13 protein-coding genes and 2 pseudogenes are annotated in these 13,265 nt (G+C 71.6%); 10 read left to right on the top strand and 5 right to left on the bottom strand.

Going from position 1 to position 13,265, the window contains the following annotated elements; genetic code table 11:
- The first annotated feature begins 551 nt into the window (after positions 1-551).
- The 5 genes from IH50_RS0133280 (at position 552) to IH50_RS0133260 (ending at position 5,504) form a co-directional block, all read left to right on the top strand.
- Entirely contained in the window at positions 552-1,004 is a 453-nt protein-coding gene (locus IH50_RS0133280; protein ID WP_030870956.1) for a MarR family transcriptional regulator, read from the top strand.
- Positions 1,001-1,312 (top strand): replication initiation protein, RepL2, encoded by a 312-nt coding sequence (locus IH50_RS0133275; RefSeq protein WP_030870954.1) that lies wholly within the window; start codon positions 1,001-1,003, stop codon positions 1,310-1,312. Before IH50_RS0133280 ends, IH50_RS0133275 begins: the two co-directional genes overlap by 4 nt.
- A gap of 533 nt (positions 1,313-1,845) precedes the next feature.
- A complete protein-coding gene (locus IH50_RS0133270) occupies positions 1,846-3,423 on the top strand; it encodes a hypothetical protein (protein WP_030870951.1) in 1,578 nt (525 codons plus the stop codon).
- A gap of 137 nt (positions 3,424-3,560) precedes the next feature.
- Positions 3,561-4,535 carry a GNAT family N-acetyltransferase gene (locus tag IH50_RS0133265; RefSeq protein WP_051767546.1) on the top strand — a complete coding sequence of 325 codons (975 nt, stop codon included), beginning with the start codon at positions 3,561-3,563 and terminating at the stop codon, positions 4,533-4,535.
- A gap of 228 nt (positions 4,536-4,763) precedes the next feature.
- The gene (locus tag IH50_RS0133260) at positions 4,764-5,504 is read left to right on the top strand and encodes a hypothetical protein (protein ID WP_030870948.1); all 741 of its coding nucleotides are present in this window, start codon (positions 4,764-4,766) and stop codon (positions 5,502-5,504) included.
- Between the two features lie 118 nt (positions 5,505-5,622).
- Here the strand turns inward: IH50_RS0133260 and IH50_RS0133255 are convergent, their stop codons facing one another.
- The gene (locus tag IH50_RS0133255) at positions 5,623-6,000 is read right to left on the bottom strand and encodes a hypothetical protein (protein ID WP_030870945.1); all 378 of its coding nucleotides are present in this window, start codon (positions 5,998-6,000) and stop codon (positions 5,623-5,625) included.
- On the bottom strand, positions 6,000-6,245 hold the full coding sequence (locus tag IH50_RS43645; RefSeq protein ID WP_030870942.1) for a hypothetical protein: 246 nt from the start codon (positions 6,243-6,245) through the stop codon (positions 6,000-6,002). Before IH50_RS43645 ends, IH50_RS0133255 begins: the two co-directional genes overlap by 1 nt.
- A 72-nt stretch (positions 6,246-6,317) precedes the next feature.
- Between IH50_RS43645 and IH50_RS43640 the strand changes: the two are divergent.
- Positions 6,318-6,479 (top strand): annotated as a pseudogene (locus IH50_RS43640) (IS256 family transposase); the annotation flags it as partial.
- Between the two features lie 78 nt (positions 6,480-6,557).
- Here the strand turns inward: IH50_RS43640 and IH50_RS0133245 are convergent.
- Positions 6,558-7,439 carry a hypothetical protein gene (locus tag IH50_RS0133245; RefSeq protein WP_158801360.1) on the bottom strand — a complete coding sequence of 294 codons (882 nt, stop codon included), beginning with the start codon at positions 7,437-7,439 and terminating at the stop codon, positions 6,558-6,560.
- Positions 7,440-7,641: 202 nt separating this feature from the next.
- Between IH50_RS0133245 and IH50_RS40350 the strand changes: the two are divergent.
- A pseudogene (locus tag IH50_RS40350) lies at positions 7,642-7,827 on the top strand (FAD-dependent oxidoreductase); the annotation flags it as partial.
- Positions 7,828-8,154: 327 nt separating this feature from the next.
- Here IH50_RS40350 and IH50_RS0133235 read toward each other — a convergent pair.
- Positions 8,155-8,823, bottom strand: coding sequence for a TetR/AcrR family transcriptional regulator (locus IH50_RS0133235; RefSeq protein WP_051767545.1), 669 nt, complete (start codon positions 8,821-8,823; stop codon positions 8,155-8,157).
- A gap of 121 nt (positions 8,824-8,944) precedes the next feature.
- Between IH50_RS0133235 and IH50_RS0133230 the strand changes: the two genes are divergently transcribed.
- On the top strand, positions 8,945-9,616 hold the full coding sequence (locus IH50_RS0133230; protein WP_030870930.1) for a DUF998 domain-containing protein: 672 nt from the start codon (positions 8,945-8,947) through the stop codon (positions 9,614-9,616).
- Between the two features lie 658 nt (positions 9,617-10,274).
- Here the strand turns inward: IH50_RS0133230 and IH50_RS0133225 are convergent.
- The gene (locus IH50_RS0133225; protein WP_030870927.1) at positions 10,275-10,466 is read right to left on the bottom strand and encodes a hypothetical protein; all 192 of its coding nucleotides are present in this window, start codon (positions 10,464-10,466) and stop codon (positions 10,275-10,277) included.
- 476 nt (positions 10,467-10,942) lie between these two features.
- Here IH50_RS0133225 and IH50_RS0133220 point away from each other — a divergent pair, with 476 nt between their 5' ends.
- Entirely contained in the window at positions 10,943-12,136 is a 1,194-nt protein-coding gene (locus IH50_RS0133220; protein WP_030870923.1) for an NAD(P)/FAD-dependent oxidoreductase, read from the top strand.
- Positions 12,133-13,050 (top strand): RNA polymerase sigma-70 factor, encoded by a 918-nt coding sequence (locus IH50_RS0133215; RefSeq protein ID WP_030870920.1) that lies wholly within the window; start codon positions 12,133-12,135, stop codon positions 13,048-13,050. Before IH50_RS0133220 ends, IH50_RS0133215 begins: the two co-directional genes overlap by 4 nt.
- Positions 13,051-13,265: the final 215 nt, after the last annotated feature.

Raw genomic sequence — 13,265 nt, 5'->3', positions numbered from 1 at the left:
GAGGCATACGTGGCGGGTGATTCGTCGGCCGCGGCCGCGTCGTGGCGTGCTTTCGTCGGCTGAGGACAGGGGAGGGGACCGGGTTTTCCGTCGACGGATTGGAAGTGGGCTCCGCTGTCAACGCTTCCTGGAGAGGCGCTGAGCAGTGCCTCGCGCGACCACTCGCGGGAGCACGGTGTGCGGACGGGAGCCGCCGTAGGAACAGCCTGTACTGCTGTAAGAGAGGGCGCGCCACGAGAGAGCGCTCTGACCTGCAGAGATGCTCTTCCGCATACAGACCCGACGATCTGGCAGCCAGTTCTGAGGATCGTGCACCCAGTTCCTGGGACCCGGGTACCGCGATCCCAGGAACTGACCAGATTGACGTGAGGTTCATGAGCAGGCGCTGTTTTTCCTGCGGAGACTTCGATCACGGGTCGATTCCTGGTGGAGCGACACACCTTGGGAGCGGACTACATGAACTCCACGTTCATGTACGTTAAGTTCATCTGGTCGGCCTGGAGGCCGTCGCTCATCGACGTCGAGGCAATGTCCGACCACGGGAGGGTCTGTTGGGGGCGGTACGCAGACTGGTCGACGCCGATACCGGCGAGGCGATCCCCTACGCGCCCTACGCCTTCTCGGGCGAGCACATCCAGGTGGACAAGGCCAGAGTCGAAGCGATCACCGAGAGCAAGGAATTCACCCCGAGCCAGAAGTACATGGTGCTGTGGTGGATCGGGGTCTCCCCTCAAGGCATGGCACCACTGAGAGCGACCGGCGCGGACATCGCCAAGAAGGTGGGGATGACCGCCGACGCCGTCGGCAGGATCAACCGGAAGCTGCTCAAACAGCGCATCCTGATCGAGCGCGGACGCATCGGCAATTACAGGCTCTACCGGATCAGCCCGTACATCGCCTTCCACGGGACCGGCATCGAGCAACGGGAAGCGATCAAGACATGCAACCCGCCGGACATCCCTGGTTTCAACAAAACGACTCCTTCGCTGTGGGAGGCCCAGTGAACAACGACGACAAGCACAAGCTCCTGGACGTCCTCCACCGCACAGCGGGCATGACCGCCAACCAACGCCTGGTCATCATGCTCTACGCGATGCACCCCACCGACCGCGCCGGTGCCGTCGTCGAAACCGGTGCCAGACTCGCCGAGCTCGTCGGCATGTCCCCGACCGTCTTCTCCCGCACCCGGCGCCAGGTCGTGGAGGCCGGGTGGCTCGAGGAATCCGAGCGGCTCGCGCACATCAGCTATTACAGGCTCAGCGCGAAGAGCACCGGCGAGGACGTCGTCGTCCCTCTGCGTCGCGCGACCTGAACAGCTCCGAGGCCGGGACTCATGTACGTGAGGTCAATGAGTACCGTTCCTGAAACCGTTGCTCATTGACCTCACGTACATGAGGACTCGATGCCTCCGGACGCGGACGAGCACGTCAGTGGGCACGGGGAGGCCGCCGCGGTGTGCGCCTCCCCGTGCCCACCGTCAACGGTGCGTCTGTCCGCGTCCCTCTCGAGCCGGTACGTGCCGAGCTCGTCGAACGGCCCGGGCGCAGGGGCGCCGGGATCGGCCGGACCCGGTACGGACCGGCCGGGGCCCTGGTGAGTGTGTACCGGCCGGCCCTCGGCGTGGCCGACGGCCGTGCCGACCCGAACTGTCACCCCTCGGAGAGAAACCACCTCCGCTCCCAGGGCGTTGACCGGGTGACGCCGCCCTGTCGTCGCGAGCCGACGGGCAGGGCGAGTCCGCCGGTCCCGGCCCCCGTGCCGCGTACGGTGGGCTCGCCGTGCACCGCGCAGGGCCCCGGGAGGGCGGGCGGCGGATACCGGGGACACATCGGGAGGGAGAGCGGGATGACGCAGGCCGTGGTGGGTGAGCTGGGCGAGCGGGTGCCGGGGCGCTGGTGGACGGTGCGTCTGGACGCCGTCGGCCGGGGCAGTACGGCCGTACGCGTCACGTGCAGCCGCCCCGCCTGCGCCGAACAGCGCCTGCCGTCCACGGCGGCCGGCCGCGCGGCCGCGGTCGACCATCTCAAGGCCCATCTGCGCGCCGTCCCCGCCCCCAGGGCCGAGGCGTACTGCGCGTGCCGGGCCGAGAGCTGCCGCGCCCACCTGCCCGACACCGCCGGCCGCCCCGCGCGTACCGAGCCCTGGCGATGCGGCGGCCCGGTCGTCATCGCCGTCCTCGCCGACCGGGAGGGGCGCTGGTGGCAGGCGATGGAGTGCTGCTCGCGGTGCGCGGCCGCCACCCCCGGGGCGAAGACCGTGGCCACCTCCCGCACACCCGCCCCGCGGACCACCGAACGCCCGGCCCCCGCGACCGCGGGCGTGGGAGCGCCGCAGTTCTCCGACCACCAGCCCTCCGCGGCCACGGGCGTGGGCGCGCCCCAGTTCTCCGACCACCAGCCCCCCGCCGGGACGGCGGCCCCGACCCCCCGCTCCGTACCCGCACGACGCCGCCCGCGGCAGGGGAGGATCGCCCAGCGGATCGTCCCGCACGACCTGCGGCCCGACGTCCTGCGGGACGAACTCATCGAACTCGGCGACCTCTTCCGCGCCTACCAGCGGCGCGAGCAGCCCGACCTGGCGGTCCTCGCCGACCTCCAGGAACGCAAGGCCCGCGCCTTCACCACCTGGGCCGGCGTCACCGGCGACGACGACCTGCGGGAGGAGGCCCGGCGCGCCGAGCAGGCCGCCGCCACCATCCGCCGCCAGCACCAGCAGCGCACCGGCGGCGTCATGGACGGCGACGGGCCGGCCGTGACGCGGCTGCTGACCGCGCCGACGCAGTGGGAGAACGCGCGCTCCGTCCTCGCGCACGTGGCCGGCCACGCCCCGCTGCCCGGACCGGAGGCACGGCTGCTGACGCTGATGCTGACCCTGCGCACCGCGCACGCCGGCACCGGCAACCTCGTCGGCCAGGACCTCAACGCGCTGAACCTGACCGATCCGCGGGACCTCGTCGAGCAGTTGACCGGCTGCGGCTGGCTCTCCCTCCCCGGCACCGTCGACGACCTGCTCGCCTCCCGGCCGGAGAACCCCACCCCGATCACCGTCCCCTCCCTGGTGCCCCCCGAGGACGGGACGGGCCCGTTCGCGTTCGGCAGGAAGATGCGGCCCAAGCTCTCCGGCTGGGCCCAGCGGGTCGTGACGGACAAGAAGCTCCGCAAGACCAAGGCCCCCGCCGTCCTTCGGCTGCTCGCCCTGACGCTGGCCACCCAGGCCGACGCCTCGGGCCGCCTCGGCCCCGGCGGCGAGGGCATCGCCCTGGACACCCTCATCACCCGGGTCCCGGTCGACCCCGACGAGCTGCGGCACCTGATCGACCGCCTGACGGCAGCGGACTGGCTCACCGACCCCACCCTCACCGACACCCACCTCACCGGCCGCCTGACCGAACGCGTCCTGCCCCTCACCTGCCCTCTTCTCTAGCCGCGCCTTCAAGGGAAGCGGCCGCCCGGTCGTCGGGGAACGCGGCCGTTCGGCCCTCGAGGTGCCGCCGGACCTGCCGCTTCGCCCGCGCCGCACGTTCGTGGTGCGATGGAACCGGGGCGGAAAGGAGAGCGGTCATGTCCGCAGCGAAGCGAACGAGTGTCGCCGCCCCGGTGTCGGTCCGCCCGCTGGTCGAGCCGGACCTGGAGCAGGCCGACGAGATCTTCAGGGTCGCCTTCGGGACCTTCCTCGGGATCCCTGAGCCGGAGACGTTCTTCGGGACCGCCGACTACGTCCGCACCCGCTGGGCGGCGGATCCGCAGGCGGCCTTCGCGGCGACCGTCGAGGGCGAGGTCGTCGGATCGAACTTCGCCGCCGACTGGGGCAGCGTCGGGTACTTCGGCCCGCTGACCGTACGTCCGGACCTGTGGGACCGGGGCATCGGCAGGCGCCTCATGGAACCGGTCATGGACTGCTTCGGCACCTGGGAGAACCGCCACCTCGGCCTGTTCACCTTCGCGCACAGCCCCAAGCACCTCGAGCTGTACCGCCGGTACGGTTTCTGGCCCCGGTTCCTCACCGCCATCATGAGGAAACAGGTCGCCGTCGGCGCCGCGGTCCCCGGCCGAGTGCTGTACGGCGGGCTGACCGCCGCCGAGCGGTCCGACGCGCTGGGCCTCGGCCGCGCACTGACGGAGGCCGTGCACGAGGGCCTGAGCCTGGAGCGCGAGATCACGGCCGTGCAGGCGCAGGGGCTCGGCGACACCGTCCTCCTCGAGGGCGCCGGCTCCGCCCTCGACGGTCTGGCCGTCTGCCACTGCGGAGCGGGGTCGGAGGCCGGTGAGGACGTGTGCTTCGTCAAATTCGGCGCCGTACGCCCCGGTCCGGACGCCGCGGACCGGTTCGAACGACTGCTGGACGCGTGCGAGCAGCTGGCCGCCGAGAAGGGGCTGGGTCACCTGGACGCCGGAACGAACCTGGCCCGCCAGGACGCCTACCGGCGCATGGCCGACCGCGGTTTCCGCACCTGGCTGCAGGGCGTGACCATGCACAAGCCCAACGAACCCGGCTACAGCCACCCGGACGCCTACGTGATCGACGACTGGCGCTGAGCCCGTTGCCGCACCCGGCCTCGTTCACGAGGTTCACGAGAGGGGACCCCGTAAAAAACCTGTTGGGCGGACGAGGCGGCCGCTGCTACATTTCCGGCGGCCGCGCGAGAGACCGAGGAGGTGGTACCCGTGAACGCAGTATCGACATGGGTGCTCCCCCTGGGGGTCGCGGTCGGGCGATAGGTCGTCCGGGAGCGCCGTTCCTGTGCACTCCCGAAAGGCACGACCATGCGCTTCACCTCCGAACAGCGCCTCGACGACGACATCGTCGAACGCGAGTTCACCCTCGGTGAGATCCCCGGCATCCTCTGGACGCCCGGGGCCGCCTCCGCGTCCGCACCGGTGCCGCTGATCCTGCTCGGCCACCCTCCCCTCGGACTGCGCACGATGTACCCCCGGCTGGTGGACCGGGCCCGGCACTCCGCGGCGGAGGGCTTCGCCACGGCCACCATCGAGCTTCCCGGAAGCGGCGGCCGGCCCCGCCTGCCCGCCGTCGAGCAGGCCCGCGCCGACCTGCGCCGGGCGCTGGAGGCCGGCGAGCCGGTCGGCGACGGGACCGTCGACGCCCTCGTCCTCCCGCTCGTCGACGAGGCGGTCCCGGAATGGCGGGCCGCCCTGGACGCCCTCCTGGCGCTGCCCGGGATCGGCGGCCCGGTCGGGTACTCGGGGGGACTGATCTCCATCGGCATCCGGCTGGCGGTGACCGAGCCGCGCATCGCGGCCGCCACTCTCTTCGCCGGGAGTTTCGTGCCCCGCGTCATGTTCGAGGAGGCCCGCCGGGTCACGGTTCCCCTGCACGTCCTGCTGCAGTGGGACGACGAGGGGAACGACCGGCAGACGGCCCTGGACCTGTTCGACGCCTTCGGCTCCAGGGAGAAGTCCCTGCACGCCCACATGGGCGGACACACCGGCGTCCCGCGGTCCGCGGGAGAGGCCGCGGCCCGGTTCTTCACCCGCCATCTGAGGTGAGGCCGGGCCGCCGGACCGGCGGCGGGCGGTGAGCGGCGCCGGCCGGCAGGCGCCGCTCACCGCCGGGGTACCGGGCCACCGCGCACGCGGTCGGGCATGTCCGGGATGCCGGACCCCTTCAGGTGGCGGTGGGCCAGCCGCGCAGCAGGGCGGCGATCCTCCCTGCGGTGCAGGCCGGGTCCAGAAGGAGGTCCTTGAGGGCGAGGGCGTCCTCGCGGGCGGGTTTGACGGTGATCCCGGCGGCCTCGAGGTACATCACGCCGGTGGCGGCGGCGACGGCCAGGTTGGAGCGCTCCAGCCAGCGGCAGCGGCCCAGTGTGTGCACCAGGGCGGCGGCCTTGGCGTAGGGGCCGTCGTAGACGGGCTGTTCGAACAGTTCGGCCCGGTGGCGGGCGACTGCCGAGACGGGGAGGCCGTAGTCGTCGGGGGCCGGGTCGTTCACCCCGGCGGCCTCGGCGACCTGCAGGATCCAGGGGACGTCGATGTGCGGGTCCATCAGGCGGCGTGCGCTCCCCGAGCCGTTTCCGTCCGCTGGGCGTCCTCGGCCTCGTCGAAGAGCGCCTGGTGCTCGGCCAGGAAGCGGGTGGCGGCGTCCACCGCGCGGGCGCGCAGGCCGCTGGTGTCGTCCTCCACCAGCCGGGCGAGGTAGTCCCCGATACTCAGCCCCAGGTCGGCGGCGCGCTTCCGCGCGAGCTCCGCGACATCCTCGTCCACACGCGCGCCCAGTTGTGTCTTCGCCATACCCGCATGGTAACAAGTGTTACCGTCGTGCGGCAGCCGGCTGCGGCGGGCCTGTCCGGGGCTCTGTCCGGCCGCCTGCGTACGAAGGTTGCCAAGGGCGCCGACGGCCTGGCCGCCGCCCTTCAGCCGGTCGAGTCCGCCCAGCAGCGGTGGCGGGCTGTCGACGCATCCCGCTTCGTCGTCCTCGTCCGTGCCGGAGAACGCTTCCGACGCGGACGTCTCGTCGAGCCTCCCAGGCCGAAACCGCATGAACAGGCTCGCCCCTTCTGCGCCGTGGGGCAGGCGGCTCAGTCCCTCCCCTCGGAGCCTGTGTCAGCGCGCGTCGTGGATTCCCTGGTAGAGGAAGTCGACCATCTGGTACGGGACCATGAACAGGCCGAGGGCGAGAAGGGGGAGCCCGATGGCCAGGGGGCCGGAGATCTGGGCGGCGAAGTGCCGGCCCGGTGCCACGGGCGCGGCCCGGGTGGGGCGCAGCGGGTCGAAGACGATCGCGAGCCGGGTGTAGTCGCCGCCGTAGTGGCGCGACGGCAGGCTCGGAAAGATCTCCCGCTTCACACCCTGCAGATCGACGTAGGCGAAGTGGCTTCTGCTCTCGAACCCGCGGGCGTGTGTCGCCATGACCGAGACGCCGCGGCGGTTCAGCACGATCCGGTCGTACCACCAGGTCATGCCCAGGAACAGCAGGAACCCTCCGGAGCCGAGAGGCAGGACACCGATGCCCCACAACATTGCCCGCCCGGTGTCGCCCGCGGCCACGAAGACTGCCAGACCGGCGAGGTAGAGCAGCGCCGACACCGTGATGACGAGGCGGCTCCTCCATCTGCCGGCGGGCGCCGGGAGTCTCGCCGAAGGCGAGGCCGTCCCGAGCACCTCGACGAGCTGCTCCCCGTCCCGTACGGGCGTCCCGGGCACCCGCCGCGGCAGCGCCTCGTTGACCGTGCGCGCGAACTGGTCCGCCGCCCTACGCGCACCGCCGTCCAGTCGGTAGACCGTTGGGGACACGCCGGGGCTCGCGGTCAGGACGACCTCGACTGACCCTTCCGCGCCGAGCCTGACCTCCTCGACAGCGGTGAGCGGTATCCGGCGTTGCAGTCCGTCCTGCGACAACCGGACCGCCCTGCCCTCCAGCCACACGCTCCCGTTCCGCCCCCGCACCGCGATGGACGCAACAGGTCTTCCCGATGCCTGTTCCATGCCCCCCTCGATCACGCGTGCGCACTGTACTGCAAGGTGCCGGAGCCGGGGTACCGGAGCATGCCCGGCCGGAAGGCGGAAGGCCCGGCACTGCACACTCCACGACACCCCGGACGTCGTCGACTGCGAGACCCCCGAACTATGCCGCTTCGACATCGCCCGGGACGCCGACCGCGTCCAGCCGCACCGCGCGGACGTCGCCTACGACGCCGAACGCCGCCCGCGCAGTCAGTCCCGGGCCGCCCGACAGGCCGGCCGGATGGGCCAGCAACTGACGCACCCTCTGGCCGTGGCCCTGCGCAACACGGGCCTCCGGCTGGCCCCGTCCGGCGTGACCGTCCGGGCCGTCCTGCGGCACGCCGACTGGACTCCGCCGAGCCTGGGCTGACGGCACTTCGGCTTGCAACGGGCCCGATCGACCAGGGAAAGGGCTGCCTTTGCCCCTCACCTGTCCGTCGCGAGCATCCTGGCGTACCTCTTTCTGAGCCGCTTCCCCCCGCGGTCACCCGGAGAGGCAACCGGAAAGGTGAGTCCGACCAGGGTGATCTGGACGACGCGGCCGCGGGCCGAAGCGCGTCCGTCGTCGGTGGTCGCCACGATCAGCCCGTGCCGCGGCTCGGCGAGTTCGTGCGGCGGGACGACGGGTGTTCCCCTCCGCCCCGGTCACGGCAGGGGATGTGTACGCCGTCGCGCACGGCGGTGCGCTCGGGTCAGGTCATACGTCTCCTTCGAGGGTGTTTCGGGTGCGGCGCGTCCGCGGTGGCCGACGGTAGGCGGCGAGGAAGGTACGGACGCCGACGGTGGCGTAGTGGTCGAGTTCGGCCTCGGTGTGCTGGGAGCTGCCATGGAACATGGCCTTGTTCACGGGGGTCCACAGCAGCAGGCCGGAGAAGTGGTTGGCGGCCAGGAGCGGTTCCTCGCACCGGAGCAGTCCGTGGTCGGCAAGGTGCCGGAAGGTGGCCGCCAGGGTGGCCAGGACCCGTTCGAAACCCTGCTCGTACCAGCTGGCGCCCAGTTCGGGGAAGGCGTCCGCGTTCGCGATGACCAGGCGTCGCAGCCGGAGGACCTCGGGCTGGGTGAGCGCGGCCAGGAACTGGCGGGCGAGATGGGTCAGGTTCTTTTCCAGGGTGTCGGCGTCGGCCGGGATGTGGGCCACCAGGTCGATCATGCCGTCGATCCGGTCGGTGGTGGCCAGGACGATCTCGGCGAAGAGCTTCTCCTTGTCGGAGAAGTGCTTGTAGACGGTCTGTTTGGACACCGCGGCCAGCTTCGCGATGTCGTCCATGCTGGTGCCGGAGTAGCCCTTGCTCATGAACGCGCTGGTCGCGGCCTCCATGATCGCCTGACGTTTGAGTGCCGACCGGCCGAGCTCACTTGCTTCCATGCCACCTCCCAAATCAAGTACTGGACAGTCCAGTTCCTATTTGGGTACTGTACCGTCCAGTTCCAGGCGGTACTACACCGTCCAGTTCCATAATTGGCTTTCTCCATCGAGGACACATCACATGACCCAGACGATCAGTCCCCCCACCACCGTGTCCGCCCCGGCCCGGCCGGCGACGCGGACCCTGCTGGCCGTCGCCACCGCGGCGGGCCCGCTGTTCCTGGGCGCGAGCCTGTTACAGGGCCTCACCCGGGACGGCTTCGACTTCACCCGTAACGCCTTCAGCCAGCTGAGCCTCGGTGACCTCGGATGGATCCAGATCACCGCCTTCATGCTCACGGGCGCCCTGGTCGTCGCCGGCGCGGTCGGGATGCGCCGGGCACTGCGCGACGCACCCGGCGGCACCTGGGTGCCGCGACTGGTCGGCGTGTTCGGCGTCTCGTTCCTGTTCGCCGGCGTCTTCACCGCCGACCCGGGCGCCGGGTTCCCCGCCGGCACCCCCGAGACCGGCACCACCTCCCTGAGCACGCACGGCGCCGTCCACATGTTCAGCGGAATGGTGGGCTACCTGGCGCTGTGCGCCGCGTTCTTCGTCCTGGCCCGCCACTTCGCCGCCCGGAACCGACGCGGGTGGGCCGTGGCCTGCCGCATCGTGCCGGTGGGAGTCCTCGCGGGGTTCGCCGCCTCGGCCAGTGCTGTCCTGGCCTTCACCGCCGGAGCCGGACTCGGACTTCTCTGGCTCACCGCGGTCGTCGCCCGGCTGATGACCATGGAGCCCCCGGCGCAGCGGTAGCCGCTCCCTCCACCATCCAGGAGCACCCCACCCGAACGGACGGGATCCAGCATCGCTCTCCGACGCCCCGGCTGCCCTCGCCACCGTCGAGAACGGTCACGCCTCGGGCAAGGTCGTCATCAAGGTGGCTTGAGAAGCGCCCGGCCGCCTGACGCCGTCGGCCGTCCGGGACAAGGCCCCGCTCCGCACGTCGGTCCTGCCGCAGCCGCGCCCTGAGCCCGCCGGACGCCCCCGCCGCGCCGGCCGGTCGGCTCGGCGAGCATCTGGAGCGCGCGAAGTACCCGGGTTTTCTCTCCGGGTACGCGGCGCACGTCCTGAGTCGCGTACCCGGACGGCGTTTCCGTCCACCTCACGATCGTGAGACGGCAGGGCGGTCGGCGCACCCGCTCCGGTGGCGGCTGACAGCGCCCGACGCAGACCTCCAGGACACCGAACCCGCCATCTCCGGCCGGGAACCGGCCACCCTGTGGCCCGCCCCGCGTCCCCGCCCGCCCCGGAACCCTCCGGCGGCGGGCTGTGCCGGGTGCGGGCGCCGTCACCACGCGGGCTCCGGGATCCGCGCGCAGGCGGGGCACCGGTCGCCCTGGCCATGCGCCATGAGCAGCCCGCCTTCCCGACGGACACCCCCTGTGCCGCGCTGCTTGAGCACGCGTCAGCTCTAGTTGGCAGAACCTTCGACGAGCTCGATGAGCGGAGCCAGGATCCGGGGCAGGTCGTCCTCCGAGACGATCACCTGTTGGTCCTGCCAGGTGTACTCGGTCCGGGAATCGACGAAGAGCAGTGAAGCGCTTCCCGATTCCCATACGGACAGCTTCCCCAGGCGCTCGTCCGACTCCAGGGTGAGGCTCACGGCTGTTGCCTTCGGGCGCCCGCCGGGCGCTGCTCCGGGAGCCGGCTGCCTCACCGTGGAGCTGATCCCGCGAGAGCGGAGTCCGTGCTCTTGTGCGGCGTGCCAGTCCACGAGGCATTGAACGATGTCCGGCATCACGTTCCTCACTGTCACGTTCCAGATGCCCTTCGGGAGCAGGGCGCGGGCGCCGCTCAGGCGCCGACGCGATGGCGCTCGTGCCCGCGGGCGGCGTGGAAGCGCCAGGCCCCGCCGCCGACCCGCGGCTCCTGTTGCTCCGTCGGTTCCCGTGCGGAATCAGTCGATCATGATCGGGTGCGGTGTGTCGCGGTGGTCGGAGTGCCGATGCCGTGCGCCTTCTCTCTCCGCTTCGGTGTGACGCGGGTCACGCCGAAGTGACGTCACGATCGGAAGGCCTGCTTGCGTCTGGTGGTCGTCCGTACAGCGGGAACGACCGGAACGAAAGAGGCGGCAGAGCGATGAACGCGACGACAGCGCAGCAGCACGAGGTCCTGGTCCTGGGTGCCGGCTATGCCGGACTCTCCGCCGCGATCCAGCTCGCGGCCCGCACCAGGAAGCGCGGGAACCCGCGAGTGACGCTGGTCAACGCCTACGACACCTTCACCGAGCGGCTCCGGCTGCACATGACCGCCACCGGTCAGGAGACGGCCGAGATGAACATCCCGGAGCTGCTGGACGGCACCGGCGCGGCCTTCGTCCGTGGCTGGGTCACCGCCGTGGACGCCGAGAAGAAGACCGTACGGATCGACGACGAGCGGGTCCTGCGCTACGACACCCTGGTCTACGCCTTGGGCGGCGTCGCGGACACCGCCGCCGTCCCCGGCGTGGACGACCACGCCCACACCCTCGACAGCCCGGAGGACGCCGCCGTCCTCGCCGGCCGGCTGGCCGGGCTCGACGGCGGGACCGTCGTGGTCGGCGGCAGCGGCCTCACCGGTGTCGAGGCCGCCGCGGAGATCGCCGAGCGGCACCCGGAGCTCCAGGTGGTGCTGCTGGGCCGGCGGGAGCCGGGCGCGGGCATGCACCCGAAGGCCAAGGCCCACCTGGACGCGGCGCTGGCCCGGCTCGGCGTACGGGTGCGCAGCGGCGTCGAGGTGGCCAAGGTGCTGCCGGACAGCGTCGAGCTCGCGGACGGCTCCGGCATCCCGGCGGACGTGGTGCTGTGGACCAGCGGCACCCGTGTCCCGCCGCTGGCCGCCGCCGCGGGCCTGGCCGTCGACGAGCGCGGCCGCGTGGTCACCGACAGCGCGCTGCGTTCGGTCTCCCACCCGGACGTCTACGCCGTGGGCGACGCGGCGGCGATCCGTCAGGGCTACGGCGTGATGCACGGGACCTGCCAGGGCGGTATGCCCACCGGCGTGCACGCGGCCCTCTCCATCCTGCGGGTGCTGGCCGGCAAGGAGCCCAAGCCCTTCCGCTTCGGCTACTACCACACCCCCGTCAGCCTGGGCCGGAACGACGCCGTCGTACAGTTCACCCACCCCGACGACAGCCCGCGCCGGATCGTGCTGACCGGCAAGCGGGCCGCGAAGTACAAGGAGACGGTCACCGCCGCGCCGTGGCCGACCTTCGCCCGTATGAAGAAGATGCCCGCCTCGGGCGCGTTCTGGCCGCGCGGCGGCCGCTACACCCGGATCCGGAGCGCCAAGTGACACAGCCCCAGCAGACCGACCCCGACCAGCTCACCTTCCAGCAGTACCGCACCCTGCTCTTCTCCGTCGCCTACCGCATCCTCGGCACCGCCGCCGACGCCGAGGACGCCGTCCAGGACGCCTGGTTCAAGTGGTCGGCGGCCGACCGTTCCCAGGTCGCCGACCCCAAGGCCTACCTGACCCGGATCGTCTCCAACCTGGCGATGGAGCGGCTTCGTTCGACCCGTCACCAGCGCGAGACCTACGTCGGGCCGTGGCTCCCCGAGCCGATCCTCACCGGCCCGGACACCGCCGACGGCGTCGCGACGGCGGACTCGGTCTCCATGGCCCTGCTGGTCGTGCTGGAGACGCTGAGTCCCCTGGAGCGCGCGGTCTTCGTGCTGAAGGAGGTCTTCGCCTTCAGCTATGTGGAGATCGCGGAGGCGGTGGAACGCTCGGAGGCGGCGGTCCGGCAGGCCGCGCACCGCGCCCGCGAGCACGTGAGGGCCCGCCGGCCCCGTTTCACCGCGGACCGTGCCCGCCAGCGCGACGTCACCGAGCGCTTCTTCGCGGCGGCGGCGGGCGGCGACATCAACACCCTCATGGAGCTGGTCTCCCCGGACGTGACGCTGTGGACCGACGGCGGCGGCAAGGTCCGCCAGGCCCTCAAGCCGGTCATCGGCCCGGAGACCGTGGCCCGCTGGTTCGCCGCGCTCGGCACCGCGACCTACCAGGGCATCGAACCCCAGCAGATGCGGGCGGAGATCACCTGGATCAACGGCGGACCGGGCGTGGTCTTCCGCGGTCCGGACCGCGTGGTCGCCACGCTGACCTTCGACTTCGATCCGGAAGGCCGCATCTCGACCATTCACAACGTGGCCAACCCCGACAAGCTCCACGCGGTCGCCGACGGCACGCGGCACGAACTCCCCTGAGCCGCCCGGTCGTACCGGGCACCCTCCGGGATCCCATCCATGAGCGCCCGGGCCCGCCACTCCGGCAGGGTCCGGGGCCCGGGTGGAAAGGGATGCGGCAGGCCGTGGCCGTGAGGACCGTTCCTAAAGACTGAGCGGGAGTGAGTCCTGTCGCCAGGTCTCATGCTCGGCCGAACGCCCCGAACGGTGTTGGGCGTTCTGGTAGCCCGCGTTCG

This window comes from Streptomyces sp. NRRL S-37 (assembly GCF_000721605.1).
Taxonomy (GTDB): Bacteria; Actinomycetota; Actinomycetes; order Streptomycetales; family Streptomycetaceae; genus Streptomyces.
This window is presented reverse-complemented; position numbering and strand designations above follow the sequence as displayed.